21 protein-coding genes are annotated in these 22,669 nt (G+C 62.3%); 6 read left to right on the top strand and 15 right to left on the bottom strand.

Annotated elements, in window-relative coordinates; genetic code table 11:
- Window positions 1-10: 10 nt before the first annotated feature.
- The 5 genes from ATE67_RS15040 to ATE67_RS15020 form a co-directional block, all read right to left on the bottom strand.
- Entirely contained in the window at window positions 11-2,716 is a 2,706-nt protein-coding gene (locus ATE67_RS15040; protein WP_058817484.1) for a TonB-dependent receptor domain-containing protein, read from the bottom strand.
- A gap of 285 nt (window positions 2,717-3,001) precedes the next feature.
- Window positions 3,002-3,754, bottom strand: a complete 753-nt coding sequence (locus ATE67_RS15035) for an amino acid ABC transporter ATP-binding protein (protein ID WP_058817483.1) — start codon at window positions 3,752-3,754, stop codon at window positions 3,002-3,004.
- Window positions 3,751-4,998, bottom strand: a complete 1,248-nt coding sequence (gene metC / locus ATE67_RS15030; RefSeq protein ID WP_058817482.1) for a cystathionine beta-lyase — start codon at window positions 4,996-4,998, stop codon at window positions 3,751-3,753. Before metC ends, ATE67_RS15035 begins: the two co-directional genes overlap by 4 nt.
- A complete protein-coding gene (locus ATE67_RS15025) occupies window positions 4,988-7,180 on the bottom strand; it encodes an ABC transporter permease subunit (protein ID WP_231728183.1) in 2,193 nt (730 codons plus the stop codon). Before ATE67_RS15025 ends, metC begins: the two co-directional genes overlap by 11 nt.
- The gene (locus ATE67_RS15020) at window positions 7,177-8,247 is read right to left on the bottom strand and encodes an amino acid ABC transporter substrate-binding protein (RefSeq protein ID WP_231728182.1); all 1,071 of its coding nucleotides are present in this window, start codon (window positions 8,245-8,247) and stop codon (window positions 7,177-7,179) included. The genes ATE67_RS15025 and ATE67_RS15020 overlap by 4 nt, the downstream gene beginning before the upstream one ends.
- A gap of 55 nt (window positions 8,248-8,302) precedes the next feature.
- Here ATE67_RS15020 and ATE67_RS15015 point away from each other — a divergent pair, with 55 nt between their 5' ends.
- Window positions 8,303-9,208, top strand: a complete 906-nt coding sequence (locus tag ATE67_RS15015; protein WP_058817480.1) for a LysR substrate-binding domain-containing protein — start codon at window positions 8,303-8,305, stop codon at window positions 9,206-9,208.
- Between the two features lie 36 nt (window positions 9,209-9,244).
- Here ATE67_RS15015 and ATE67_RS15010 read toward each other — a convergent pair whose 3' ends face one another.
- Window positions 9,245-11,716 (bottom strand): TonB-dependent receptor plug domain-containing protein, encoded by a 2,472-nt coding sequence (locus ATE67_RS15010; RefSeq protein WP_058817479.1) that lies wholly within the window; start codon window positions 11,714-11,716, stop codon window positions 9,245-9,247.
- Between the two features lie 334 nt (window positions 11,717-12,050).
- Window positions 12,051-12,293 carry a flagellar biosynthetic protein FliQ gene (locus ATE67_RS15005; RefSeq protein ID WP_082660417.1) on the bottom strand — a complete coding sequence of 81 codons (243 nt, stop codon included), beginning with the start codon at window positions 12,291-12,293 and terminating at the stop codon, window positions 12,051-12,053.
- 188 nt (window positions 12,294-12,481) lie between these two features.
- On the opposite strand from ATE67_RS15005, the gene ATE67_RS15000 reads away from it, so the two are divergent.
- Complete coding sequence (locus ATE67_RS15000) at window positions 12,482-13,369, top strand: NAD(P)/FAD-dependent oxidoreductase (RefSeq protein WP_058817477.1); 888 nt, start codon at window positions 12,482-12,484, stop codon at window positions 13,367-13,369.
- Window positions 13,370-13,705: 336 nt separating this feature from the next.
- On the opposite strand, the gene ATE67_RS14995 is transcribed toward ATE67_RS15000, so the two are convergent.
- From ATE67_RS14995 to ATE67_RS14960, 8 genes are all read right to left on the bottom strand, one after another.
- Complete coding sequence (locus tag ATE67_RS14995; protein WP_058817476.1) at window positions 13,706-14,047, bottom strand: hypothetical protein; 342 nt, start codon at window positions 14,045-14,047, stop codon at window positions 13,706-13,708.
- A 28-nt stretch (window positions 14,048-14,075) separates the two neighbouring features.
- Window positions 14,076-14,588: a DUF411 domain-containing protein gene (locus ATE67_RS14990; protein ID WP_231728181.1), complete on the bottom strand. Its 513-nt coding sequence runs from the start codon at window positions 14,586-14,588 to the stop codon at window positions 14,076-14,078.
- Between the two features lie 13 nt (window positions 14,589-14,601).
- Complete coding sequence (locus ATE67_RS14985) at window positions 14,602-14,991, bottom strand: DUF305 domain-containing protein (RefSeq protein ID WP_231728188.1); 390 nt, start codon at window positions 14,989-14,991, stop codon at window positions 14,602-14,604.
- Between the two features lie 92 nt (window positions 14,992-15,083).
- Window positions 15,084-16,301 carry a copper resistance protein B gene (locus tag ATE67_RS14980; protein ID WP_058817473.1) on the bottom strand — a complete coding sequence of 406 codons (1,218 nt, stop codon included), beginning with the start codon at window positions 16,299-16,301 and terminating at the stop codon, window positions 15,084-15,086.
- Window positions 16,298-18,163 carry a copper resistance system multicopper oxidase gene (locus ATE67_RS14975; protein WP_443028769.1) on the bottom strand — a complete coding sequence of 622 codons (1,866 nt, stop codon included), beginning with the start codon at window positions 18,161-18,163 and terminating at the stop codon, window positions 16,298-16,300. The genes ATE67_RS14980 and ATE67_RS14975 overlap by 4 nt, the downstream gene beginning before the upstream one ends.
- A gap of 118 nt (window positions 18,164-18,281) precedes the next feature.
- Window positions 18,282-18,866, bottom strand: a complete 585-nt coding sequence (locus ATE67_RS14970; RefSeq protein ID WP_058817471.1) for an RNA polymerase sigma factor — start codon at window positions 18,864-18,866, stop codon at window positions 18,282-18,284.
- Window positions 18,863-19,300 carry a periplasmic heavy metal sensor gene (locus ATE67_RS14965; protein WP_058817470.1) on the bottom strand — a complete coding sequence of 146 codons (438 nt, stop codon included), beginning with the start codon at window positions 19,298-19,300 and terminating at the stop codon, window positions 18,863-18,865. Before ATE67_RS14965 ends, ATE67_RS14970 begins: the two co-directional genes overlap by 4 nt.
- 2 nt (window positions 19,301-19,302) lie before the next feature.
- Window positions 19,303-19,572: a hypothetical protein gene (locus ATE67_RS14960; protein ID WP_156417050.1), complete on the bottom strand. Its 270-nt coding sequence runs from the start codon at window positions 19,570-19,572 to the stop codon at window positions 19,303-19,305.
- 136 nt (window positions 19,573-19,708) lie between these two features.
- On the opposite strand from ATE67_RS14960, the gene ATE67_RS14955 reads away from it, so the two are divergent.
- From ATE67_RS14955 to ATE67_RS14940, 4 genes are all read left to right on the top strand, one after another.
- Window positions 19,709-20,092, top strand: a complete 384-nt coding sequence (locus ATE67_RS14955; RefSeq protein WP_058817585.1) for a copper resistance protein CopC — start codon at window positions 19,709-19,711, stop codon at window positions 20,090-20,092.
- A 4-nt stretch (window positions 20,093-20,096) separates the two neighbouring features.
- Window positions 20,097-21,062: a copper homeostasis membrane protein CopD gene (gene copD / locus ATE67_RS14950; RefSeq protein WP_058817468.1), complete on the top strand. Its 966-nt coding sequence runs from the start codon at window positions 20,097-20,099 to the stop codon at window positions 21,060-21,062.
- On the top strand, window positions 21,059-21,784 hold the full coding sequence (locus tag ATE67_RS14945; RefSeq protein WP_231728180.1) for a helix-turn-helix domain-containing protein: 726 nt from the start codon (window positions 21,059-21,061) through the stop codon (window positions 21,782-21,784). The genes copD and ATE67_RS14945 overlap by 4 nt, the downstream gene beginning before the upstream one ends.
- A 154-nt stretch (window positions 21,785-21,938) precedes the next feature.
- On the top strand, window positions 21,939-22,595 hold the full coding sequence (locus tag ATE67_RS14940) for a class I SAM-dependent methyltransferase (RefSeq protein WP_231728179.1): 657 nt from the start codon (window positions 21,939-21,941) through the stop codon (window positions 22,593-22,595).
- Window positions 22,596-22,669: the final 74 nt, after the last annotated feature.

Genomic DNA, 22,669 nt, shown 5'->3' with positions numbered 1-22,669 from the left:
TCGCAATTCCTCAGAAGGCGGTGCGGAAACCGACGTAGAAACGCCGTCCGAGCAGATCATAGGTCATCGTGTCGGTGTTCGCATCGGTGAAGCTCTGGATATAGGGCGCCTTGCGATCGAAGAGATTGTCGACGCCGACCTGGAAGCGGGTCTTTTCGTCGATCTCGAACGCGACCTGGAGATTGTGGTAGAACACGTTGGGCGTGCTGTAGCCGATTTCGCCGGGCGACGCGTTGAAGTCGGTCGCTTTGCCGATCCACTGCGTCGACCAGGTCGCGCTGATGCCATCCTTCTCGGCGGTCAGCACGCCATAACCGCGCCACTTCGAATAGCCGCCGTTGCCGCCGCCGATGAAGCCGTCGAAATCGATCGGCGCGCCGCCAGGGAAAGGCAGGACGACATATTTGTTCAGATAGGTCAGGTTGACGTCGAGCGAGATGTTCACGCTGCCGATACCGCCCGCATAGACCAGACCAAGGTCAAGGCCGTTCATCTCCTCGCGGCCGGTGTTGATCGGCTGCGCGGACAAGAAGGTGACCTCGCCAGTCAGCGGGCTGCGGGTGAAATCGTCGCAGAAAGGATGCGACAGATTCTGGCTCGCATAGCAGATCGACAGCTTGGTCGACCCAGGAATCGCACGGATCGCGTCCTTGATCTTGATGTCGAACCAGTCGGCGGTGAGCGACAGGCCGGGGACCAGCCCCTTCGGCGAGACCACCGTGCCGACTGTCCAGGTGGTCGAGCTTTCGGGCTGCAGATTCTCGTTGCCGCCGACCGTGGTCAGGATTGTCGTCCCAAGCTGGACATAGTTCGCCGGAACGCCGGACGCCTGGCAGTTCGCGATCAGCGTCGCATTACCGCTCGTTGAATAGCGCGAGCAAGGATCGGTCGTCGTCAGATTGCCTTCCGAAACCCCGCCGAACAGTTCGGGGACATTCGGGATGCGGAAGCCCGTGCCATAGGTGCCGCGCAGGCGGAAGCTGTCGTTGATGACCCAGTCGACGCTACCCTTGTAGTTCCAGTCGCTGCCGAACAGGTCGTAGTTCGAGTAGCGAACCGCGCCGTCGAGCGTGAGGGACTGGAAGAAGGGCTTGTCAGCAAGGATCGGCACCGACAGTTCGAGATAGGCTTCCTTGGCGATGCTCGTTCCCGAGATCGGGCTTTGCTGGTTGGTATTCGCGATGCCGAGCACGGTCAGCGGATCGGGATCGCGCCAGCCCTTCTCCTTGCGATAGACGACGCCCGCCGCGAAGGAGACGGGTCCTGCGGGCAGCTTGAACAGGTCGCCGTTGATGTCGGCGGTTACCGTCGCCAGTTCGTTGCCGCCGCGATCGCGCGACGTGAACAGGATATAGTCGAGAACCTGCGGGGTCAGGTCGCCGAAGCCGAGATAGTCGGCGCAGGGGATCGTCGCACCGGCCGCAAGGCTGCACTTGGTCGTGTCGATCGTGTTGCGGACACGCTCCAGATTGGCGATGTTGGTCGAGCCGTCGACCGCGGTATTGCGCCCGAACGCACCCGCGACTTCCCATCCCCAATTGTTGGACAGCTTGCCGCGCAGGCCGAACGTGCCCTGCCAGGTATCGGTCTCCTGAAAAAACTGGCGCGGCCCCGGTTCGGCGAGGCGGCGCTGGATGAGGACGATATTCTGCCCCGTCGGATTGGTAGGATTGCTCGCCGCAATCGAGAGGTTGCGAAGCGTTCCGGGCGTCGCGATCTGGTTCGACTTGCGGAAGGTATAGAGGAACTCGCCGAACGCCTCGATATTGTCGGTGATGTCATAGTCGGCGAAGAAGGCCGTGCTGACGCGCTCCACTGGGCTCACCGCGTTGAGGAACGGGTTCGAATTGAAATTATGCTTTGCGGCGCTGTAGGGCTCAAAGAAATTGCCGTTGCCGCCCAGCACCTGATTGAAGTTGATCTGCTGCCCGTTCGGCAACACCGCGCGACCGCCAATCGTCGAGGCGCTGTTAACGCACGACAGCTGGCCCGGGGTCGTTTCGGCGAGCGAGCAGGGCGCGCGTGTCGCCATGTTGACCGCCTTGGTCTTCTGATAGGTGACCGCCGCCATAAAGCCGCCGCGATCGTTGCGAATTCCCCAAAGGAGGTCGGCCGTGAAATCGGACCCATCGCCCTTTTCGGTGATGCCCTGACGAACGCTGAGCCCTAGGCCTTCATAATCGGTCCGGGTGACGAGATTGACCACGCCCGCCATTGCATCAGCGCCGTAGATCGCCGATGCGCCGTCCTTCAGCACATCGGTACGCGCGAGCGCGGCGACCGGGATCATGTTGAGGTCGGGCGACGAGTTCGCCCCCGTCCCGCCCGCAACGAGACGGCGGCCGTTGAGCAGTACAAGGGTGCGCTTGATGCCGAGACCGCGCAGGTTCACCTGCGCCGTGCCATAGCCGTTGTTCGCCCAATAAGCCGAGGTCTGGTTGCCCGCGAAGCCGGCGTTGGCAGGGAGGCGCTGCAGCACCGTCTCGATATTGACGAGGCCGGTGTTTTCGATCTGCTCGGCCGAGACGACGGTCGCAGGACCGACGCCGGCGAGGTCCTGGCGACGAATGCGCGAGCCGGTCACGACGATGTCCGATCCGTTCGGAGCATCCTCGGCGGCGGGCGACTGCGTCGCGGCACCGCTCTGCGCAAGCGCGGGTGTTGCAAAGGTCGCGACCGCTGCGGCGCTGGCGAGCAAAATTGTCCTGGTCATCATAGCGAAACCCCCTGATGGTTGGCTGATCAGCCGCAGAGAGCATCAAATGTATATACAGGTCAATAGGATTTTATTGAATCATATCAATTAGTTATGAAGCAAATTCCGGGCGCACGATACCTATTAGATACGCACCCCAAAGCTCTACCCCTCATCGATTTTGAAATTTTTTTTCCGGCCTGAGCCTTTTCGCGCAAGGAGCCGGCTGGCCCCTCCCTCGGCTTGCTTATGAAATGACATGATTAGGTGGGTCGGCACAGCTTGGGGGCGACCGACTTGAGCCGCTCAATGCGAAAGTATCTGTTCGAGAAAGGTCCGTGCGCGCTCGCTTTTCGGCGCGGCGAAAAAATCGGCCGGCCTTGCGTCTTCGATGATCTGGCCCTGATCCATGAAAAGAATGCGATCGGCCACCTCGCGCGCGAATCCCATTTCGTGCGTCACGCACACCATCGTCCGTCCTTCGCCGGCAAGGGCCGTCATCACATCGAGTACCTCCTTGATCATCTCGGGGTCGAGCGCCGATGTCGGCTCGTCGAAGAGAAGAATCCTGGGTTCCATCGCCAAAGCGCGGGCTATTGCGGCCCGCTGTTGCTGCCCTCCCGAGAGCTGCCCCGGATATTTGCCCGCCTGGTCGCCAATCCTCACCTTGTCCAAATAGGATATGGCGCGCGCCTCCGCCTCCGGAAGAGACAAGCCGCCGAGGAGGACGGGCGCGAGGGTGCAATTCTCCAGCACCGTCTTGTGCGGGAACAGATTGAACTGTTGAAAGACCATGCCGACGGCGCGGAGCGCCGCAACGGCCTCCCGCGACGCGTCGGTAATCTTGGCCCCCTCGATCAGGACGGCGCCGGAGTCGGGCACCTCGAGCCTGTTCATGCAGCGAATGAGCGTCGACTTGCCGGAGCCCGAAGGCCCGCAAATCACGATCCGCTCGCGCGGGGCGATTTCGAGGTCGATCGAGCGGAGGGCATGATAGGCGCCATAATATTTGTCGACCTGCCGCAAGCTGACGGCCGCGTGGCCCGAGGCGTCGGTCATGACGCCTGCCCCCGGCCGCGTAGCGCTCGTACCCGCGCGAAGGCTGCGGCGAGGTCGGCGATCAGATCCTGCGGCGCTTCGAGGCCGGCGTGAATGCGGATCAGCGCCCCATCTGCCTCGCCATTGGGAAAATCGCGGATCGGAGCGGGCCACGCCGGAACCGCGAGACTTTCGAAGCCGCCCCAGCTCGAACCGAGCTGGAATAGCGAGAATTCGTTGAAAAAGGCGCTAGTTTCGGGCGGGGTAAGACCGTCGAGCTGAACACCGAACAATCCGGACGCACCGGTGAAATCCCGCTTCCAGATCGCATGGCCGGGGTCGGCGGGATGAGCCGGATAGCGGACCGCAACCACTTCGGGTTGCTGGGCGAACCATTCGATCAGCGTCGCTGCGGTGCGCTGGTGGCGTTCAAGGCGCGCATCGAGCGTCCTGATGCCCCGGTGGACGAGATAGCAATTGTCGGGACTCGCGCAGTTGCCCCAGCGCGCCGCCGCGTCCTTGAGCTGGCGGTAGACGGCATCGCTGGCCGCCGTCATCGTGCCGAGCAGACAGTCGGAGTGCCCCGAGAGATATTTGGTTGCCGAAGCAAGCGAGATGTCGACCCCATAGGCCAAGGGCTTGAAGAAGAGCGGAGTGGCCCAGGTGTTGTCGAGAGCGGTCAATATGCCCCGGCTGCGTGCAACCGCCGTGATCGCGGGGACGTCGATCATATCGAATGTCTGCGAGCCCGGGGTCTCCATATAGATGAGCCGGGTGTTGCTGCGGCACAGCCCGGCAATCTCGGCTCCGATATCGGGCTGGAAATATTCCACCTCGACCCCGAAACGCGCGAGAACGTCGGTCAGAAACTTGCGGGTCGGCCCATAGACGCAGTCCGCGACGAGCAGATGGTCGCCCGCGGCTACGAAAGCCGTGAGGGCTAGCGCGATTGCGCTGGTTCCGGACGAGGTGATGACGGTGTTGCAGCCGCCTTCAAGTTCGCTGACAGCCTCGGCGAGCGCAAAGGTCGTTCGCGTTCCGTACAGGCCATAGATGACCTCATCGTAGAGACCCTGGTGCCGGTCCATATAGGCCTCGACGCTGTCGTAGATAATGGTGGAGGCTCGATCGACGGGCGGATTGATGAGGCCCCGCTGATCGCACGGGCGGGGACCGCCGTGAACGGCACGCGTCGGATCCTGCCAGGCGCGCCCTTTCGGGCTTGCCGGCTCCCCGGGCCATTTTCTGTCGTGATTATCCTGCATAGTTTAGTTTCCGTTCGATCTTCATGCTGAGCCGGGACAGGGAGAAACAGAGGAGGAAAAAGATTGTCCCGGTAAAAAGATAGGCTTCGGCGAAATAGGGTCGCCATTGCGCCTCGACGTAGGAGAGGCGGGTCGTCTGCAGCAAGTCGAAGACGCCGACGATGAGGACGAGCGTCGTGTTCTTCACCTCGCTGATCGAAGTGTTGACCAGCCCGGGTACGCTGACTTTCAGGGCCTGCGGCAACAGGATGTGGCGCCGCGCCTGCCATTTGGTGAGGCCAAGAGCATGCGCGGCCTCTGCCTGCCCGACGGGAACCGCCAGCAGGCCGCCCCGGATGACCTCGGCCATATAGGCGGCGGTGAAGAATATGAGCGCGAGCTGGACGCGCGGCAGGCTGTCGATCGAGAGATAGGAGGGCACGAACAGCGGGAACAGGACCGCAGCGAGAAACAGTACCCCGATCAGTGGCGTTCCGCGAACCAGCTCGATGAAGGCGACGCTCGGCCAGCGAATGCCGCGCCGCGCCGACCTGCGGCCGAACGCGAGGAGTATGGCCAGTGGAAAAGCGCCGACCACCGCAAGGCTCGCGAGCAGCAATGTGACCGGGAGGCCGCTCCACTTCTCCATCGGGACATAGGAAAGGCCCGCGAATCCTCCTCGTAGTAGAAGTACCGCCACGGCGATTGCGCCGAGCCAGACAAGCCCGAGGCGGCTGCGCCAGAATCGCGGCACGAAGGAGAAGGCAAGGCATGAAAGCAGCGCGGCCGCCGCTGCGGCGGACCGCCACTGCTCGGCTTCAGGATAGGTTCCGAACAATATCAGCCGCGCATTTTCGCGGAGGAATGGCCAGCAGGCACCGCTGGCCAAACGGCAATCGGCCGCGCCCCCGGCGAAGGTCGCGTCGAACAGCAGCCACGAGAGTCCCTTGCCGGCGAAAGCCGCGGTCATGGCGAGGATCGCGATGGTCAGTATCGACTGGCGTCCTCCTCTGAACAGATTGCGCCGTATCCACGACGGCCAGACGGCCGCCGAGCGCAGCGGAAAGGGTTCGAGGGGCGCCGACTGGATGCTCCGGCCGGGCTGCCCGGCGACGCTCCAGCCCAACCGGCGGGCATAGCGGCCGGTGACGAACGCCAAGGACAGCGAGAGCAGAAGAAACGTCGCGACGATCAGACCGACGCCTTCGATCGCCTGGCCTGTCTGGCTGATGACGGTATCGACCACCGAGACAAATTCGGGATATCCGATCGCGACCCCCAGGGAGCTGTTCTTGATCGTGTTGAGATGCCAGCTCGTCATCGGCGGTATGGCGATGCGCAGCGCTTGCGGCATCACGATCCGTCCCATTGTTTGCGCGGGCGACAGGCCGAGCGCTTTGGCGGCCTCGCTCTGCCCTGCGGGAACGGCGAGGATCGCGCCGCGGAATATCTCGGCCAGATAGGCCGAGGCATAGACCGAAAGGCTGGCGACCAGCGTCAGAAACTCCGTGGAGAGCGACAGTCCGCCGACGGTTCCGAAGCGCCCCGCCCGCGGCAGATCGATCCCGCCCCACAGCAAGAGCGGCACCAGCGAGATACCGGTGAAGGCCAGCGCAGTGCGCGTGCGAACGGCTCCTCGCCGCACGGCACCCAGCAGGATCGCACAGGCGACGATCGCGATGAGCAAGACCGGCCGTCCCGGATCGGCCAAGGAGAGCGCGGGGAGGTGCAATCCCCGATTATCGAGGTCGAACGGTCCGACGGCGCCCGGGCCGGGTCCAGGCAGACCGAACAGCAGCGCGGCGTACCAGACGAACATCTGGAGCAGCAGCGGAATATTGCGAACCAGCTCGATATAAAGGCCGGAGAGCCTCGCAAGCAGCCAGTTGGACGACAGGCGCGCCATGCAGACCGCGAGGCCGAGCAAGGTCGAGAAGATGATGCCGAGCGCCGATATCAGGAGCGTGTTGAGAAGACCCACCGCCAGCGCCGCAGCATAGGAATCGCCCGGCGCGTAAGCAATCAGCGTTTCGCCAATCGCGAAGCCCGCCCGGTCGAACAGGAAACCGAACCCCGTCCGGATGTTTCGGTCCGCGAGATTGTCCGCCAATGTCGCAAACAGGCCGTAGGCGACCACAAGCCCGCCCGCGATCAGCAGCCAGGGCAACGCAGCGATGGCAAGCCGCCTGTGTTTATGGTTCATCGCATCGGCAACGGGTAGATCAGCCCGCCGTCCCGATAGAGCTTATTCTGTCCGCGTTCGACGCCGAGCGGCGTAATGTGCCGGTCGAAGATTTCGCCATAATTGCCAGTCGCCTCGATTGCCCGGTACGCCCAGTCATCGTCGAGGCCGAGCGACTTGCCGAATCCGGGCAAGCCGCCGAGCATCTTGCGCACTTCAGGGTCGCGCGAGGTCATACGCATGCGCGCGGCATTCGCGCGGGTGACCCCCATTTCCTCGGCAGCGAAGAGCGCGTTCAGCACCCATTTGTTGATCTCGTACCATTGCTCGTCGTCGCTGCGCACGACTGGGCCGACCGGTTCTTTGGTGAGCCGCTCGGGCAGCACCACATAATCGTCGGGATGCGCGGTGTCGGCCAGGCGGATCACCGTCAGCGTGAAGGCATCGGTGGTCATTGCGTCGCACCGCCCGGCAAAGAAGGCGAGCTTGGCTTCCTCGGGATTCTCGAACACGACCGACTGGAAACGCAGCCCCTTGCGCTCGAAATATTCGGCGGTGTTGAGTTCGGAGGTCGTCCCCTTGGTGATGCAGATCGACGCGCCATCGAGATCCGCCGGAAGCCGCACGCCCGATCGCCGGGGCACCAGGAAGCTCTGCCCGTCATAATACATGGTGCCGACGAAATTCACCCCGAGGTCGGTGTCGCGCGTCAGCGTCCATGTGGTCGTCCGCGACAGGACATCGGCCTCGCCTGTCTGCACGATCGTGAAGCGCTTGTTCGAGGCGACCGGCATGAACCGGACCTTGCGGGCATCGCCGAGGACGGCAGCGGCGAGCGCCCGGCAGTAATCGACGAAGAAGCCCTGCCAGCGTCCGCGCTTGTCGAGATAGGACATGCCGAGCTGCCCCGTATGAATTGCGCAATTAAGCGTTCCGCGCGCGCGAATCCGCGCAAGCGTCGATCCCTTCGCCGCGGCGATTTCATGCCCACCGGTGCCGGCGGGCTCGCGGCCGCAGCCGCCGAGTAACAGGGCGCCTGCGGCGAGCAGCGCCGGTAACCAGCGGCGCGATGCGTGCGACCTATTCATAAACGAGGCTTTCAATGCTAGCGCCATAAGAAATAGCTATAGGGAGCGATGTCCGATGAACCTGCGTCACCTTGAAGCCTTCAGGGCCGTGATGCTCTCGGGATCGGTCACCCAGGCCGCGCAGTCGCTCAACCTGTCGCAACCCGCGGTGAGCAAGATGCTTGCCGAGCTCGAGCATCAGCTGGGTTTTCAGCTCTTCCTGCGCTCGCGCGGCAGCGCGCTCACCGTGACGCCCGAAGCCGACGCCTTTTTCTACGAAGTCGAGCGGAGCTTCTCGGGTATTGCTGCCCTGAAGCGGGTAGCGGAAGACATCCGCAACATGGCGACCGGAACGCTCCGGATCGCCGCCCTCCCGGCGCTCGCGGTCAGTTTCCTGCCGCGCGTGATCGCGGCCTTTCGCGAGACGCATCCCGGCGTCACCGTTCAGCTCCAGACCCGCAGTTCCTCGACGGTGCGGCAATGGATGGCGAACCAGCAGTTCGACATCGGGCTCGCGACGCCGGCGCGCGAATTGCCCGGCATAAGGATGGAGCGCTTCCTGCGCTGCCCCGGCGCCTGCGTTCTCCCTGCCGGTCACCGGCTGGCCGTCAAGGACGTCATTCGGCCGACCGATCTCGAGGGCGAGCCCTTCATTTCGCTCGCGCTCGAGGACGGGGTGCGTCACCGCATCGATCGCATTTTCGAGGACGCGGGCGTCCACCGCGAGATGGTCATCGAAACCCAATATGCGATGACCATCTGCGCGCTTGTCATGCAGGGGGTCGGATGTTCGATCCTCAACCCCGTGACCGCAGCGGATTATGCCGAGCGGGGCCTTACGGTCCGTGATTTCGCGCCGGAGGTCCATTTTGAATATATGCTCTTCACGCCGAAGTTGAGGCCGATGTCCCAAGTCGCTGCGGCCTTTATCGCGGTGCTCGAATCCCACCGCGACGCGATGTTCGGCTCCGACGGCAGCTGAAGACACAAGACGCCGCACGGCCCTCACGGCCACCGATCAGAAGGAGGCGGTCGCGCGGACGTACCAGAAGCCCCCGTTGAACCCCGTCGGCGCGAAGCGGAGATATCGGATCCCGTTGTTGATCTGGGATTGCCGCGCCTCGACGTCGGGGTAATTGTCGAAGATATTCTCGCCGCCGACCGCAAGCTTGAGCATGTCGCTGACCTTGTAGGACAGCTCGAGATCGACCAGCAGTTCGGCGCCGCCCGTCTGGTCGGCAGCCGGTGCGGCGCCATAGTCAGTCCATTTGCCATAATAGTTCGCGCGCGCGACGAAGCCGAAGCGCTCGCCCGCATAAGTGAAGGACGCATTGCCCTTCCACTTCGGAACGAAGCCCTCGAGTTCGAGCAGCCGCTCGCGATCCGCAGTGATCACCGGCGAGGCCTTGATGACATCGGTTTTGGTATAGTTGCCGTTGAGACCGAGCGTGGCCTTGCCGCCGCCGAGGTCGAAGCCCACGGTGAGCACCGCATCGACGCCCTGGGTGCGGCTGTCGAAGGAATTGGTGAAGAAGCTCACCTGCTGGAAGGAATCCCCACCGGGAATGCCAAGCGCCGCGAGCTGCGCGCGCTGCGCCGGGGTCAGATTGAAATTGCCCGATACGGCGATCCGGTCTTCGACCTTGATGTTGAAATAGTCGAGCGTGAAGGTGATGCGATTGGAGGGCTTCACGACGATGCCGCCGGCGACGTTGAACGAATTCTCGGGCCGAAGCGGCGTTGCGCCGAAGAATTGCGCGACCGGATTGTTGGGCGCGATAATGCCTGCGGTCAGCGGCGCCCCGGTTATCGAGTCGATGTTGGTCTGGACCTGTGACGCGTTCGACTGGCCCGGCGTCGGCGCACGAAAGCCAGTGTTGACCGATCCGCGCACCGCGAAGGCGTCCGAGAAATCATATCGGCCGTTGACCTTCCAGGTGAATTTCGAGCCGAAGTCCGAATAATTCTCGTAGCGGCCGGCAAGGCCGAACTGGAGCGCGTCGGTGAGATTGCCTTCGAGCGACGTATAGGCGGCCCAGTTGCTGCGCGCGAACTCACCGGCCTGAATGGGACTGAAGCCCGGGAAGCCGTTCGAGCCGACCGGCAGTCCGACGCGGTTCCCGGTATCGGGATCGATAACCGACGCGAAAGGCCCAACCTGCCATGATGCGATGTCGCCGGCCGTGATCTCATATGTCTCGCGCCGATATTCGAGACCGCCGGCAAGCGTCAGCGGATCGGAGGTGCCGATCGCGATGGGGTAGGTGAGATCGAGATTGAAAGCGAGTTCGCGCTGCTCGAGCTGCCCCGGCTTGAAGGATGTCGGCGACGCGAGGCCAAGCGACGGATTGACCGTATTTTCGATCCGGTAGGAAGCATGGTTCTGACCATAGGAAGCGCTGAGATCATAGGTCAGGCCCGAGGAGAATTCGCCCTTGAGGCCGGCCGCAAGCGCCGCGTCGGTCACCGTGGCGCCGAAATCCGGGGTAAAGCCGCCGGGAAAGAGCTGGCGGAAGCTGAAGCGCTGTCCTCCGGGCGTATTGGTGAGCGGAATCGAGGTGGAAATGAAGCTGGCATTGGGGTTGCGGTAGAAGAAGGCCGTCGTGCCGCGGCTCCAGCTATAGTTGCCGAAGGTGTAGAATTCCATCTCGTCCGACAGTTCGATGCCGGCATTGACGAAGATGCGCGCCGCCTCGGATTCGGGATTTCCCCAGCGCTGCGCCGGGACCGGGACATCCTGAACGCCGGCATCGATGAGCGCCTGCGCGTCGGGACGCTGGATGCCGCGCGAGGTCGTGCTGGCGTTCACATATTCGCCGCTGATGTTGACGAAACCAGCGTCGGTGAAGGGAAGCCCGACATTGCCCTGGACGAGGAAATCCTCGCCATCGCCCTTGTAGAATTGGCCATAGCGGGCGATCAGCAATCCGCCCTCTCGGTCGCGGCGCAGACCGAAATTGAGAACGCCGGCGATCGCATCCGATCCATAGAGCGCCGACGCGCCGTCACGCAGAACCTCGAGCTGGCCGATCGCGATCGACGGGATCGCCGAAAGATCGGGTCCCTGCGATCCCCGGATATAGGGAACATTGGTGAACTGGACCGTCGCGCCGCGATGGCGCCGCTTGCCGTTCACGAGCACCAGCGTCTGGTCCGGCGGCAGGCCGCGGAGCGAGAAGGGCCGGGTAAAAACGGCGCCGTCGTTGCTTACGAGGCGCTGGACGTTGAGCGACGGGACCTCGGTGCGCAGGAGATCATTCATGTCGGCCGTGCCCTTTTCGAGCAGTTCGGCGCCGGTGATGATGTCGATCGGCTGAGCGGAATCGGCCGCCTTGAGATCGTTCCGCCGCGTGCCCGTCACCACGATATCGCTTTGCGCCGCCCCCTGTACCGGTTCCGAGGCGGCGCTTTCCTGCGCGAAGACCGCAGCTGATGAAGTCATAACCAGTAACGCGATGATCGAGCCGCTTGTGCGGAGCAATGTCCTCATGGTTCCCTCCCGTTGCGAAAGCGCTTGGCTTCGCTAGCGAGCTATCTGTCGGGCCGTGGTATGACCAGAAATAATCACGAGTCATCTCCACAAACGTGATGGCTATTCCAAATAGTTATATATTTGCGATAGCTGGCGGGCCACACGGCACCGCGTCCCGTTTTACCGCCGGGTTCGACCCGCATTTCGAGCCGGACAATTCGGACAGCTGCGCGGATCGCCCTAGAACCCAAGGCTTTACAAGGCCCCATAATCGGGAGTTCGCTGGTACCTTTTCTCTGAAACGGCCATGGGCTGCCCGCAACGGTTTGCGCCAGTTTCACAAGGTGGGCTATCATCTTACGTCTTCCGGGATATGGGTCCAAAGGTCGCGAGTAAAATCAACCAGCACATCCACCGCGACCGCGCCGTAGAGCGCGAGAAACAGAACCAACGCCAGAATTTTGGGTATGAAGCTTACCGTCGGTTCATTGACCGACGTTCCCGTCTGAATGATTGAAATAATGAGTCCAATCACCAGCACCAACAGAAGCGGAGGGCCGGCTACAACGATGGCGACCCAAAGCGTCTGCCCCATCGAAATCGAGAACGGGTTCTCTAATCCCAACCCATGCGCCCTCTTTGCCGTTGGACCCTGGTAATACTACGCATCCGAGACGTTTTCCCCTCGCCTCCGACCATATTCCGAGGAAAGATACGCACGGCCAAGGGTCGGCGCTCCGGGGGACGTATTACAAGCAGGGCTCACGTCAGCGCGAGGTTCGCATGTACGACTGCATCATCATCGGGGGTGGGCCGGCAGGACTCACAGCAGCCACCTATCTTGGAAGATTTCTGCGCGCGACATTGGTCATTGACGAAGGAGCGGGCCGCGCGGCCCAAATCCCGCAAACGCACAATCTTCTCGGATTCCCTGACGGGATTTCGGGCCGCGATTTGCTTCATCGGATGCGGGAGCATGCTTCCCGTTACGGGGCTGAAATGGTGACTGGCGTCGTCGAAGGCCTCAAGCGGACGGAAGCCGGCTTTGCCGCACGGACAAGTTCGAGAACCTTCGAGGCGCGAACAATATTGCTTGCGCAGGGCGTTTCAAACCATCGACCCAGGATCGCGCAAGATGCTCATGACCGAGGGGTAGCGCACGGGTTGATACGATATTGTCCAATCTGTGACGCCTATGAAGTCCGAGGCAAACGAGTTGCGGTCCTCGGCAGTTCCGACCATGGCGCAGCCGAGGCAAGATTCATCCGCCATTATACCGGCGCCGTGACACTGCTCGCACAGAATGCGGCGCAACTTTCAGAAATCGAAGCAGCACATCTTTCGGATATTGGCGTGAGCGTGAGGCAGGCGCCTGTTCAAGAAATCGCGGTCACAGATCGGGACTTGCGCATAACGTTGGCAGATGGCGAGTCCCTTCAGTTTGACACGCTATATGCCGCCCTCGGGACATCGGCGAACAGCGGTCTGGCGCGAATGGCGGGCGCCGAGCTAAGCGATTCCGGGTGCATTTTGGTCGATGAACATCAACAAACAACAATAAGCGGAATATTCGCTGCCGGCGATATGGTCGAGGGGCTAGATCAAATTGCGGTGGCGTCTGGTCAGGCTGCCAAGGCGGCGACGGCAATACATAATCGCTTGTCGGGCTGATGCGGGGCCAATGCCTGCTCGAGGTTCTAACCCCCAATTTGGCGTCGCCCAAGTATGTGAAGAGGACTGAGACAGGCTTTTCTCTGTCACACGCTGAAACTCACCGCAGTGTCCCAAAAACATTCGATGTGATCCAATCACCAGATGTCGAAGGCTGGTCTTAGGCACCAAGGGCCTTGGCTAACGAGCCGCATGCTCCGAAGATCGGCCAAACCACCGCCGAGTTGACGCTCCAGCCGTTCGGCGTATCGGCGTGGTCATTTGGGTGAATCGGGCCGATCTCGGCCCCGCCGCCGGCCGAACAACGGGCGCCGCACCGAGTCGCGACTCACGCGATTACATTTTGTCCATGTCATGCCCGGCATGAGGATCCGCGTCGGACGCTTTGGGCGCCGCTGGAACAGGCTTTTCCTTTACCGGCGTAGCGGGTTTGGCGGCAGGTTCTTGTTTGGCGCGCGTCTTCTCCGGAGCCTTCTCCTGAGCGGGCGCCGCCACCGGCGCCGTGACGCTGTTCGCCTCCTCGACAGGCGCGGTCTCGGTCATGGTTGCTGGAGCCTCGTCGGCAACGGGTGCGGCCTGTTCCGGAACGGCAACGCTCTCCTGTTTCGGCTCAGCATTGCACGCCGCAAGCACGAGAATAAGCGCCGCGCCGCTTGCTAAGGAAATGAACCGAGTCATATCTGTCTCCTCTATATCTGCTGAACGGTCATGCGTGGAATCGCGAAATCTTCCCGTTCGCGCCGAACGCCATCACCTCGAACGCGTCGGAACTTCCATCCGGCATTTCCATCCCCGGCGAACCGCGCGGCATGCCGGGTACGGCAATTCCGCGAATATCGTTTGGCTTGTCGCCAAGCAGTCGGGCGACATGGCGCATTGGCACATGACCCTCAACAGCATAGCCGCCAATGACCGCCGTATGGCAGGAAGCCAATTGATCGGGCACTCCGTATCGCGCCTTCACGGCTGCCATGTCGGCACGGTTCTCGACTGTCACGTCATAGCCCGCTTTGCGGGCGATCTCTGCCCACGCTTCGCAGCAGCCGCATTGTGGGTCGCGATAAACGAGAATAGGTCTGACCTTTGCCGCATCGGCGCGCGACGGGTCGGCCTCGTCATTCTTGGTGTCGGCCGCCATTGGAGCCGAAGCAGAGCTGCAGGCCGCTAGCGCCACGCCCGATCCGGCCGCGATCAGACCGAGAAGATCGCGGCGCGTCATTCGACCCGTCATATCATTTCCTCGCGAGTATGGATTTCATCTGTTCTATTTCGGCCTTTTGCCCCGTGATAATTCCGCGGCAGAGTGCGCGAACTTCGGCGTCCTTGAGGGACGCCTGTTCGCACATGAGGATAGCGCCTGAATGGTGCGGGATCATCGAACGCAAAAAGGCCGTGTCCCCGATGGTCGTTTGCGTCCGGATGAGCCCGAAGCTCCCGAAGAATGCGACTGCCGATCCCAGCAGCAGAAGCATATTGAGGCGTTTCGACGGAAACATGCCCGGCATCGCGAGGATCATCAGGACGACCATCGGGGAAACCATCATCAGCGTCATGTAGACCATATTGAGGTTATTGTAGAAGCTCGAGAGACGGTCGATCATGACGAACATCACCAGATACATGATCACGCCGCTGACGATCGTCTGCAACGCGAGACTGCGATAGGCTGGTTTCACGATATTTCTCCTCGACGATTCGCCGCCCCGCGCAGCTTCTAGAACCAGGCGCGCACCCCCATCACGAAGTTGACGCCGCCGGGATCTTCGCCGGCGGCGCGTGCAAAGCGTGCAGTATCCCCGACCTTCCGGGCCCATTCGACACCGACATAAGGCGCGAACTCTTTCACAATTTCATAGCGAAGGCGCAGTCCGAGCTCGACATCCGACAGGCCCGAACCAATTCCGGTTTCGGGAACGTCCTGAAGCGCAAAATTGAATTCGGCCATCGGCTGCAAAATCAGCTTCTGGGTAATACGCTGGTCGTAATAGCCTTCCAGTCGCGCAAGCAGATCGCCCTTGTTGGACAAAAACAAGGCGCCCTCGACTTCGAACCAATAGGGCGCGAGCCCCTCGAAACCGATTGTCGCATAGGTGCGATCGGGGCCGGGTCCAAGATCCTGTCTGATACCCGCCTGCGCATTGAAATAGGGGCCGATCGCCCGGCTGTAGAGTGCCTGGACCTCGGCGCCCTCGATGCCTTCGCCGAACACGGCCTCGCCTTCGCTCTTTAGTGTCAGGCGGTTGATGTCGCCGCCATACCAGGCCTCACCGTCCCAGCGGAATCCATCGCGGCCCTTGCGCGCCTGATATTCGGCGAGGTTGAAGCTGATGAAAGCGATGGTCTGCGCGCCATTCTCTTTCATCATGTCGTGGCGCGAATGCTCCATTTCGGCCTTGGGGTAGATGCGATCGGCATACCAGTCGCCGGGTGGCGCAGGCGCGGTAGCATCTCCCGGCGGCAAATCGGTGCCGCTAGCGCTGCCCGTGGTCGCCATGCCTTCCATTCCCGCCATGGGGTCCGCAGACCCGCCCTTCGGGGTGCAATGGCCCATTTTGGCATGTTCGGGCGGACAATCGGGATCGGACGGCGCCGCCGTGCCATGATCCATCGCGGCCATGTCAGAAGCGCCCTTGTCCGAAGCCTCCGCCTCGGGCGTACAATGGCCCATCGCCGCATGTTCGGGCGGGCAGGTCGAAGTTTTGGGCTCCATGTCCATGCCCTGCATGCTCCCATGGTCCATCTGCTCCATCGACCCTTCGGCCCGCGCTTCCGGCGCGGGCTGCGCAACCGGCGCTGGCGTCGGCGTTGGCGAAGGAGCAGGTGTTGGCGCAGGCGCCGCACCATGCATCGAATGATCCATCGACTGCGCCGCGGCGGGCACGGCAAAGGCCAGCGGGGCGATACCCGCGAGGAGGAGCGCGACCCGGGTCATTCGCCGTCTCCCTTCGGACGGACGCTGACGACGCGCATCATCCCGGCGTGCATATGATAGAGAAGATGGCAGTGGAACGCCCAGTCGCCGAGCGCGTCAGCGGTGAAATCGAAGCTCGCGGTGCCGCCCGGCTGGACCAGCACCGTATGCTTGCGCGGCGAACGATCACCCTTCCCCGTGACCAGTTCGAAAAAATGGCCGTGCAAATGGATGGGGTGGCTCATCATCGAATCGTTGATGAGGTTGATCCGCACTCGTTCGCCTTCGATGAACGGAATCGGCTCATGATAGTCGGACATCTTCACGCCATCGAACGACCACATGAAGCGCTCCATGTTGCCCGTGAGATGAATGTCGAGCGACCGCTCGGCAGCGCGCACATCGGGATTGCGCTCGAGCGCGACGAGGTCATGGTACGTCAGCACCTTGTGCCCCACATCCTCAAGCCCTTGCCCCGGATCGCCCATGCGATCAGGCGGCATCGGAGAGATCGTCTGAACGCCCGGATTTTTATCAACTTGCGGTGCGACCGAGAAATCGCGCATTTTCATGCTGCCATGATCCATGCCTGCCATGCCGCCCATGGACGAATGATCCATGCCCGCCATGGCTCCCGCAGCCGGTGCAGCGGCACCTGACATATCCATGCCCGGCATCGTCTCGCCTGCGGGCATTTCCATCGGCGCCGCGCCGCTTTCGGCTCCCATTGCCATCCCGCTATGGTCCATGCCGGTCATTGAACCGCCCGACATATCCATGTCGCCCATGCCCATGTCCTTCATCGTTGCGAGCGGACGCTCGCGCAGCGGGGGCACCTCGGCGGCCATTCCGGCGCGCGGTGCGAGTGTCGCGCGCCCCATGCCCGAGCGGTCGTTGGCCTCGGCGACCATCGTATAGGCGCGATCCTCAACCGGGGTCACGATCACGTCGTAGGTCTCGGCGACCGCGATCTGGAACTCGTCGATTTCGGTCGGCACGACATTGAGGCCGTCGGCCTGCACCACGGTCATTCTGAGGCCAGGGATACGGACATTGAATATCGTCATTGCCGAGGCGTTGACGATACGAAGCCGCACGCGCTCACCGGGATTGAACAGTGCGGTCCAGTTGTCGCGCGGGCCGTGGCCGTTGACGAGGAAGGTATAGGTTGACCCATTGACGTCGGCGACGTCGGTGGGATCCATCCGCATCTTGCCCCAGTCGACGCGTTCCTTGAGCGGCTGGTCCTTGCCGGCAAGGAGACCGCTCAGCGTCTGGCGCTGCATGTTGAAATGGCCAGGATTAACCTTGAGTTTGCGGAAGATCGCTTCGGGTGACAATTGACTGTGGTCGGAGAGCACGACGACATGCTCGCGATCGTAGCCAATCGGATCGACACCAGCGGGATCGATGACGATCGGGCCGTAATGGCCGAGTTGCTCCTGCAGACCCGAGTGGCTGTGATACCAATAGGTGCCCGACTGGACGACGGGGAACTCGTAAACGAAGGTCGAGCGCGGCTTTATGCCCGGAAAGCTGACACCCGGAACCCCATCCATCTGGAAAGGCAGGATCAGCCCGTGCCAATGGATCGAGCTGTCCTCGTCGAGGTCGTTGACGACAGTCAAGCGGGCGGTCTGCCCCTCCTTCAGCCGAACGAGAGGGGCGGGAACGGTGCCATTTATGCCGATCGCGCGACTGAGCTTGCCGTCGATCCGCATCGTCTGGCGCGCGATGCGGAGCGTAATATCGTTGCCGGCGACAGTGGGGAGGGGTGCAGTGATACCTGAAGAGACAGGCTGGGCCCAAGCGGGGAACCATGCAGCCATCGCTGCGGCGGCGCCGCCTCCCAAAGCTCCAGTGACGAACCGACGCCTTTCCATCTGCATTTTCTTTCTAATCGTTCCTGATTGTTCATAAAGCTATACGCAGGCCAAAGGACTTCCCCTCAAGGAAAATTCCCGACGATCAGGACAGCCACCCGCTCTGGAGGTCGATGCGTCAACCTCCTGCGCTCGCGGATGTTCCCGCGAGCAATTCTCTGAGCCTGCTCCGCGCTCGATAGAGTCGCGTTTCGACAGTCTTCTCGCTGACTTGCAAAATCATCGCGGTTTCCGCTTGGCTGACCTCATCGACGCCGCGCAAAAGCAACACCTCACGCAAATTTTGCGGCAAGAGGTCGATCGCTCCGCGAACCCGCGCGAGCTCCCGCTTGTCGGTTGTCTCGGCGTCCGGTCCCGGGTTGTCGCTTGCGACATGATGGGCGCTCTCCAGCGGAAGCGCTCGGGAAAAGAAGGCACGCACTCGTCTCCGGCGTGCCCAATCGCGGCATTTATTGAGTGCAATATGTGCGATCCAGGTGCGAAATGACCGATCGCCATCGTAGCGATCAAGCGCAGAGAAGCCAGCAACGAAGCTTTCCTGCGTCAGATCCATCGCTTCATCGGCATCGCCGATCTGTTTGACGATGAGCCGGTAGATACCGGTTTTATGTCGCCGCAACAACTCGCGGTATGCATCTTCCCGATGCGCGCGGGCAAAGGCTGCCAAGTCCTGATCGCTGAATTGCGATAGGTCGGCGCTCACTGCGCATCGGCGGTCAGCGCCTTGACCACGCTCTTGTCGAACATCTCTGCCTGATCGGGGCTCAGGACTCCTCGCATCGCGAAGAGATGCTGAAGCGTTTCCTTTTGAAGATCGCCCATCACTTCGTGCGTCTCGTCGATCGCCTTGGTGACCTGCGGCCCATAGCCATGTTCAGCCTCAATCGCCTGCGCGAGCCGGACATTAGCAGCGCGCATTTCCAGCTCTAACGCTCGACGGCGGCTCGTAAAATCAGCTTCGATCCGCTCGATCCTCGCTTGCTGCTCTTTGGTCAGGTCGAGTTCACCATGAAGCAACGCGTGCAGTTCGGTCTCATTCGCCTTCGGCGCATCGGACACCACACGCCCGACGAAAACGCCAGCTATGGCTGCCGCGAATGCGATGATTGCCACGAGAAGTAGACGGCGTGAGGGCATCTTTACCGCACGTCCAGCAAGGTGGAGGGCGCCAGCGCGCTCGCCGGCCCAAAGGGCGCGAGCGGACTCGCTGCGACCGCCGGCTGAGAGATCGCGCTTCCCGCAAATACGCCGCCTGCGAGCGAAATGAACGCCGCCAACGCCATCATCCGCGGCATTGCCGCAGCTTCGCGTCGTCGCAACGCCAACGCCCCCATGATGCGATCGTCGAGCGCATCAAGTGCTGCGGGCAGATCAACCCTGTCCAAAATGCGAAGCTCCTCATCCATCAATCGTCTCGAACCTTTCCGTCCTTGTACATACGCGCCGCAACGTCGGACCCCTCACACAGAATATTCCCCAAGGAAATATGAGGGCCATGCCGATGTCCTGCGTATTAGCAGGACAGACACACAATTGGAGGTTTTCATGCTCAAGACGTTTCTCCCCTCTACGGCTGCGGCTTTCGCGTTGTTCCTCATGCCGATCACGGCGGCCGCGCACACCAAGCTGATCGCTTCGACGCCCACGGCCAACTCGACGGTCTCGAAAGTGACGTCGATCAATCTCCAGTTCAACGAAAAGATCGTCGCCTCGACCCTCAAGACCGAGTTGGTCATGACCGGGATGCCGGGCATGGCCAATCATGCTCCGATGAAGGTCCCCTTCTCGTCGATGATGGGCAAGGAAGGCAAGTCGGCGATGTTGATGGTCAAGCGACCGCTCTCGCCCGGAACCTACAAGGTCACATGGTCGGCGGCAGGTGCCGACACCCACCGCATGGGGAGCGAATTCAGCTTCACCGTAAAGTAAGGCGGTGGGCGACCCGATTTTGATCGGCATCAGGTTCGCGCTTTACGCGGACCTGATGCTCGTCGTCGGCCTTGCGGCGTTCTCGCTTTACGCGTTGACACGCAGCGAACGGGCCGACCTCGAGCCAATGGCTGCGATCTGGCGCGCGGAGCGTTGGTTGTGCATCGCCGGCTTGCTCGTCTCTACCCTCGGAATGGCCGTCCTCGCGGCGTCGATGCAGGGCGTCGGCCTCTTCTCGCTCGAGTTCCAGCCATTCTGGGACCTGGTGCGCGAGTCCGAAGTGGGCTTGGCCTGGATCGTCCGGAGCGCCGCGCTGCTTTTCGCGCTGGCGATTGCGATCTGGATGACACGTTGGCCGACAACCGCCGCTGCGATCCTCACGCTCGCCGGCTCGGTCGCCGTTGCCAGTTTGGTCTGGTCCGGCCATGCGGGCGCGACTGAGGGCGGGGCCGGAACCATTCATCGGGTCAGCGACATGTTGCACCTGATCGCAGCGGCAGTCTGGATCGGCGCCATCGGTGCCTTCCTGCTGCTGATCTCGCGAAAGCGGCTCGGCAATATACCGGATGGGGTCCGCCTCGCGGCGCGAAGCCTCGATCAATTTTCGCGCGTCGGCACGATATGCGTCCTCGTCATTGCCGCGACCGGCCTCATCAATAGCCAGATGATCGTCGGGGCCGAGAATCTGGGACGATCGCTCGGATCCCCCTACGGACAATTGCTCCTCGCCAAGCTCGCGCTGTTCGGCCTGATGCTGGCGCTGGCGGCAGCGAACCGCTGGAGGCTAACCCCGGCGCTCATGGCCGCCATCCCGGGCGCCGATCCGGAGGGAGTCGCTACTGATCCCGACCTGGCGCTGGCGGCGATGCGCAAGAGCCTTGTGATCGAAGCATCTGCAGCGCTCGCCATCCTCGCGCTGGTTGCATGGTTCGGGACGCTCGAGCCGTTCGTCGGCATCGCCGCGGCTTGAGCGCCGACGCGTCTTCCTGGTCGGGCACGATCATGCTGGGAACCGGCTGGGCCTTGATCGACGCGCGCATCGGGAACAGCCGCCCCCACAGCCATCTCGCGCATCAAATAAGTCTCGCCGTCGAACGAGATCTCGAAATTGGCGGCGACGAACCGATGACGCTTCCCGTCGGACAGGCCGTCGCCATCGCGTCGCATGTCCACCATCGCCTTGGGCCCGAGGGCGCCCTCGTGCGGTCCTTCTATCTCGACCCGCTTTTTCGCGCCGATGCGCGCCTCGCCGCCCGGTCGGCGCCCGTCTTGCTGGCGCCGGCAGCGGCGGCGGGCCTCGGCGAAATTGCGAGCGCGGCGGACGCAAAGCGCTGGGCGTCCGACTATCTCGACCAATCGCCGACAAGCCCGCTCGACCCGCGTTTGTCCGCCGCGCTCGCGATTCCCGACGATTTGTCGACGGCGCGGGCGCTGGCCGACGTCGCCTGCCTTTCGCCCTCGCGCCTGCGCGAAATCGTCGGCCGGGACTTTGGCGTGCCTCCGGCCAAATTGCTGCAATGGCTCCAGCTCCAGCGCGCCATGCGGGCGCTGGCGGCCGGCGGAGGCCTCGCCGACGCCGCAGCGGCGGGCGGCTTTGCCGACCAGTCGCATTTCACGAGGCGCTGCGGTCAATGGCTCGGCGTGACACCCTCGGCAGGCCTCGGCGCTTTCGCCTTCGAAATCATATCCTGAACGGGGCGCCCGGCGCATCGCGCTTCCGGCGAAACATTCAAGACCGCTAAGCCTGTCCGGCCTTAAACGGTCCGTCTTGACGGCCACGCGGCCGCAATCGCTCCGCAAGCCGTAACGCGATGAGGTGGCCGCCGTGTCCGAACCGAAACCCCCGATGCGTTCCTATACGCCGGCAGCAGGCTATCATTGGCTGACGCCGCTTTATGATTTCGGGGTTGCCGTCACGACCCGCGAGCGCATCTGGCGCGAACGCCTCGTCGACCATATGGCTCCCGCCGAAGGCGACATCATTCTCGACATCGGTTCGGGCACCGGCAATCTCTCGTTGGCGATCGCGCGCCACAGCTCCGGTGTCCGCTATCTTGGTATCGATCCCGACGAGGCGGCGACGCGAATTGCGCGAACCAAGACCGCGCGGATTATCCCCGTACCGGAATTTTGCGTCGGCTTCTTTTCGGCATCGGCCGTTGCCTGCTGGCCCGCCCCAACGAAAGTCGCGATCTGCCTCGTCCTGCATCAGGTTGGACTTGAAGAAAAGGCGCGTCTGCTGCGCGAGGCCCGTCAGGCGCTTGCGCCCGGCGGCAAGCTCTTTGTTGCCGACTATGGAGAACAGCGCAGCCGCCTTATGCGTACACTGTTCCGTCTGACCATCCAGCAGCTCGATGGCGTTCATGATACGCAGCCCAATGCCGATGGATTGCTCCCGGTTCTGATGCGAGAGGCCGGCTTTCGCGACGTGCGCGAAGTGGAGACGTTTCGCACGCCAACCGGTGCGATTGCGATCATCGAGGCCGGAAAGCCCACGGCCTGACGTTAACTGCCAAAGAAAATCCAAGGGATAATCGCTCTTGTTGCGTATCGATAGAAGCGGTTTCCGTTCCGGAA

It is taken from the genome of Sphingopyxis sp. H050 (assembly GCF_001468265.1).
In the GTDB taxonomy this organism is placed as follows: Bacteria; Pseudomonadota; Alphaproteobacteria; order Sphingomonadales; family Sphingomonadaceae; genus Sphingopyxis.
Note: the sequence above shows the minus strand (reverse complement) of the source record. Positions and strands in the feature narration are given on the sequence as shown.

What these genes read in the sequence shown, in the direction of transcription:
- ATE67_RS15035 (WP_058817483.1), bottom strand. Translation starts at nt 3,754, where the DNA reads ATGACCGACGCCTCGGGCCACGCGGCCGTCAGCTTGCGGCAGGTCGAC.
- ATE67_RS15040 (WP_058817484.1), bottom strand. Translation starts at nt 2,716, where the DNA reads ATGATGACCAGGACAATTTTGCTCGCCAGCGCCGCAGCGGTCGCGACC.
- ATE67_RS14940 (WP_231728179.1), top strand. Translation starts at nt 21,939, where the DNA reads ATGCGTTCCTATACGCCGGCAGCAGGCTATCATTGGCTGACGCCGCTT.
- ATE67_RS14995 (WP_058817476.1), bottom strand. Translation starts at nt 14,047, where the DNA reads ATGACTCGGTTCATTTCCTTAGCAAGCGGCGCGGCGCTTATTCTCGTG.
- ATE67_RS14985 (WP_231728188.1), bottom strand. Translation starts at nt 14,991, where the DNA reads ATGTATCTGGTGATGTTCGTCATGATCGACCGTCTCTCGAGCTTCTAC.
- ATE67_RS14980 (WP_058817473.1), bottom strand. Translation starts at nt 16,301, where the DNA reads ATGACCCGGGTCGCGCTCCTCCTCGCGGGTATCGCCCCGCTGGCCTTT.
- ATE67_RS14955 (WP_058817585.1), top strand. Translation starts at nt 19,709, where the DNA reads ATGCTCAAGACGTTTCTCCCCTCTACGGCTGCGGCTTTCGCGTTGTTC.
- ATE67_RS15025 (WP_231728183.1), bottom strand. Translation starts at nt 7,180, where the DNA reads ATGAACCATAAACACAGGCGGCTTGCCATCGCTGCGTTGCCCTGGCTG.
- ATE67_RS15010 (WP_058817479.1), bottom strand. Translation starts at nt 11,716, where the DNA reads ATGAGGACATTGCTCCGCACAAGCGGCTCGATCATCGCGTTACTGGTT.
- metC (WP_058817482.1), bottom strand. Translation starts at nt 4,998, where the DNA reads ATGCAGGATAATCACGACAGAAAATGGCCCGGGGAGCCGGCAAGCCCG.
- ATE67_RS15015 (WP_058817480.1), top strand. Translation starts at nt 8,303, where the DNA reads ATGAACCTGCGTCACCTTGAAGCCTTCAGGGCCGTGATGCTCTCGGGA.
- ATE67_RS15005 (WP_082660417.1), bottom strand. Translation starts at nt 12,293, where the DNA reads ATGGGGCAGACGCTTTGGGTCGCCATCGTTGTAGCCGGCCCTCCGCTT.
- ATE67_RS14990 (WP_231728181.1), bottom strand. Translation starts at nt 14,588, where the DNA reads ATGACGCGCCGCGATCTTCTCGGTCTGATCGCGGCCGGATCGGGCGTG.
- ATE67_RS15020 (WP_231728182.1), bottom strand. Translation starts at nt 8,247, where the DNA reads ATGAATAGGTCGCACGCATCGCGCCGCTGGTTACCGGCGCTGCTCGCC.
- ATE67_RS14965 (WP_058817470.1), bottom strand. Translation starts at nt 19,300, where the DNA reads ATGCCCTCACGCCGTCTACTTCTCGTGGCAATCATCGCATTCGCGGCA.
- ATE67_RS14975 (WP_443028769.1), bottom strand. Translation starts at nt 18,163, where the DNA reads ATGGAAAGGCGTCGGTTCGTCACTGGAGCTTTGGGAGGCGGCGCCGCC.
- ATE67_RS15000 (WP_058817477.1), top strand. Translation starts at nt 12,482, where the DNA reads ATGTACGACTGCATCATCATCGGGGGTGGGCCGGCAGGACTCACAGCA.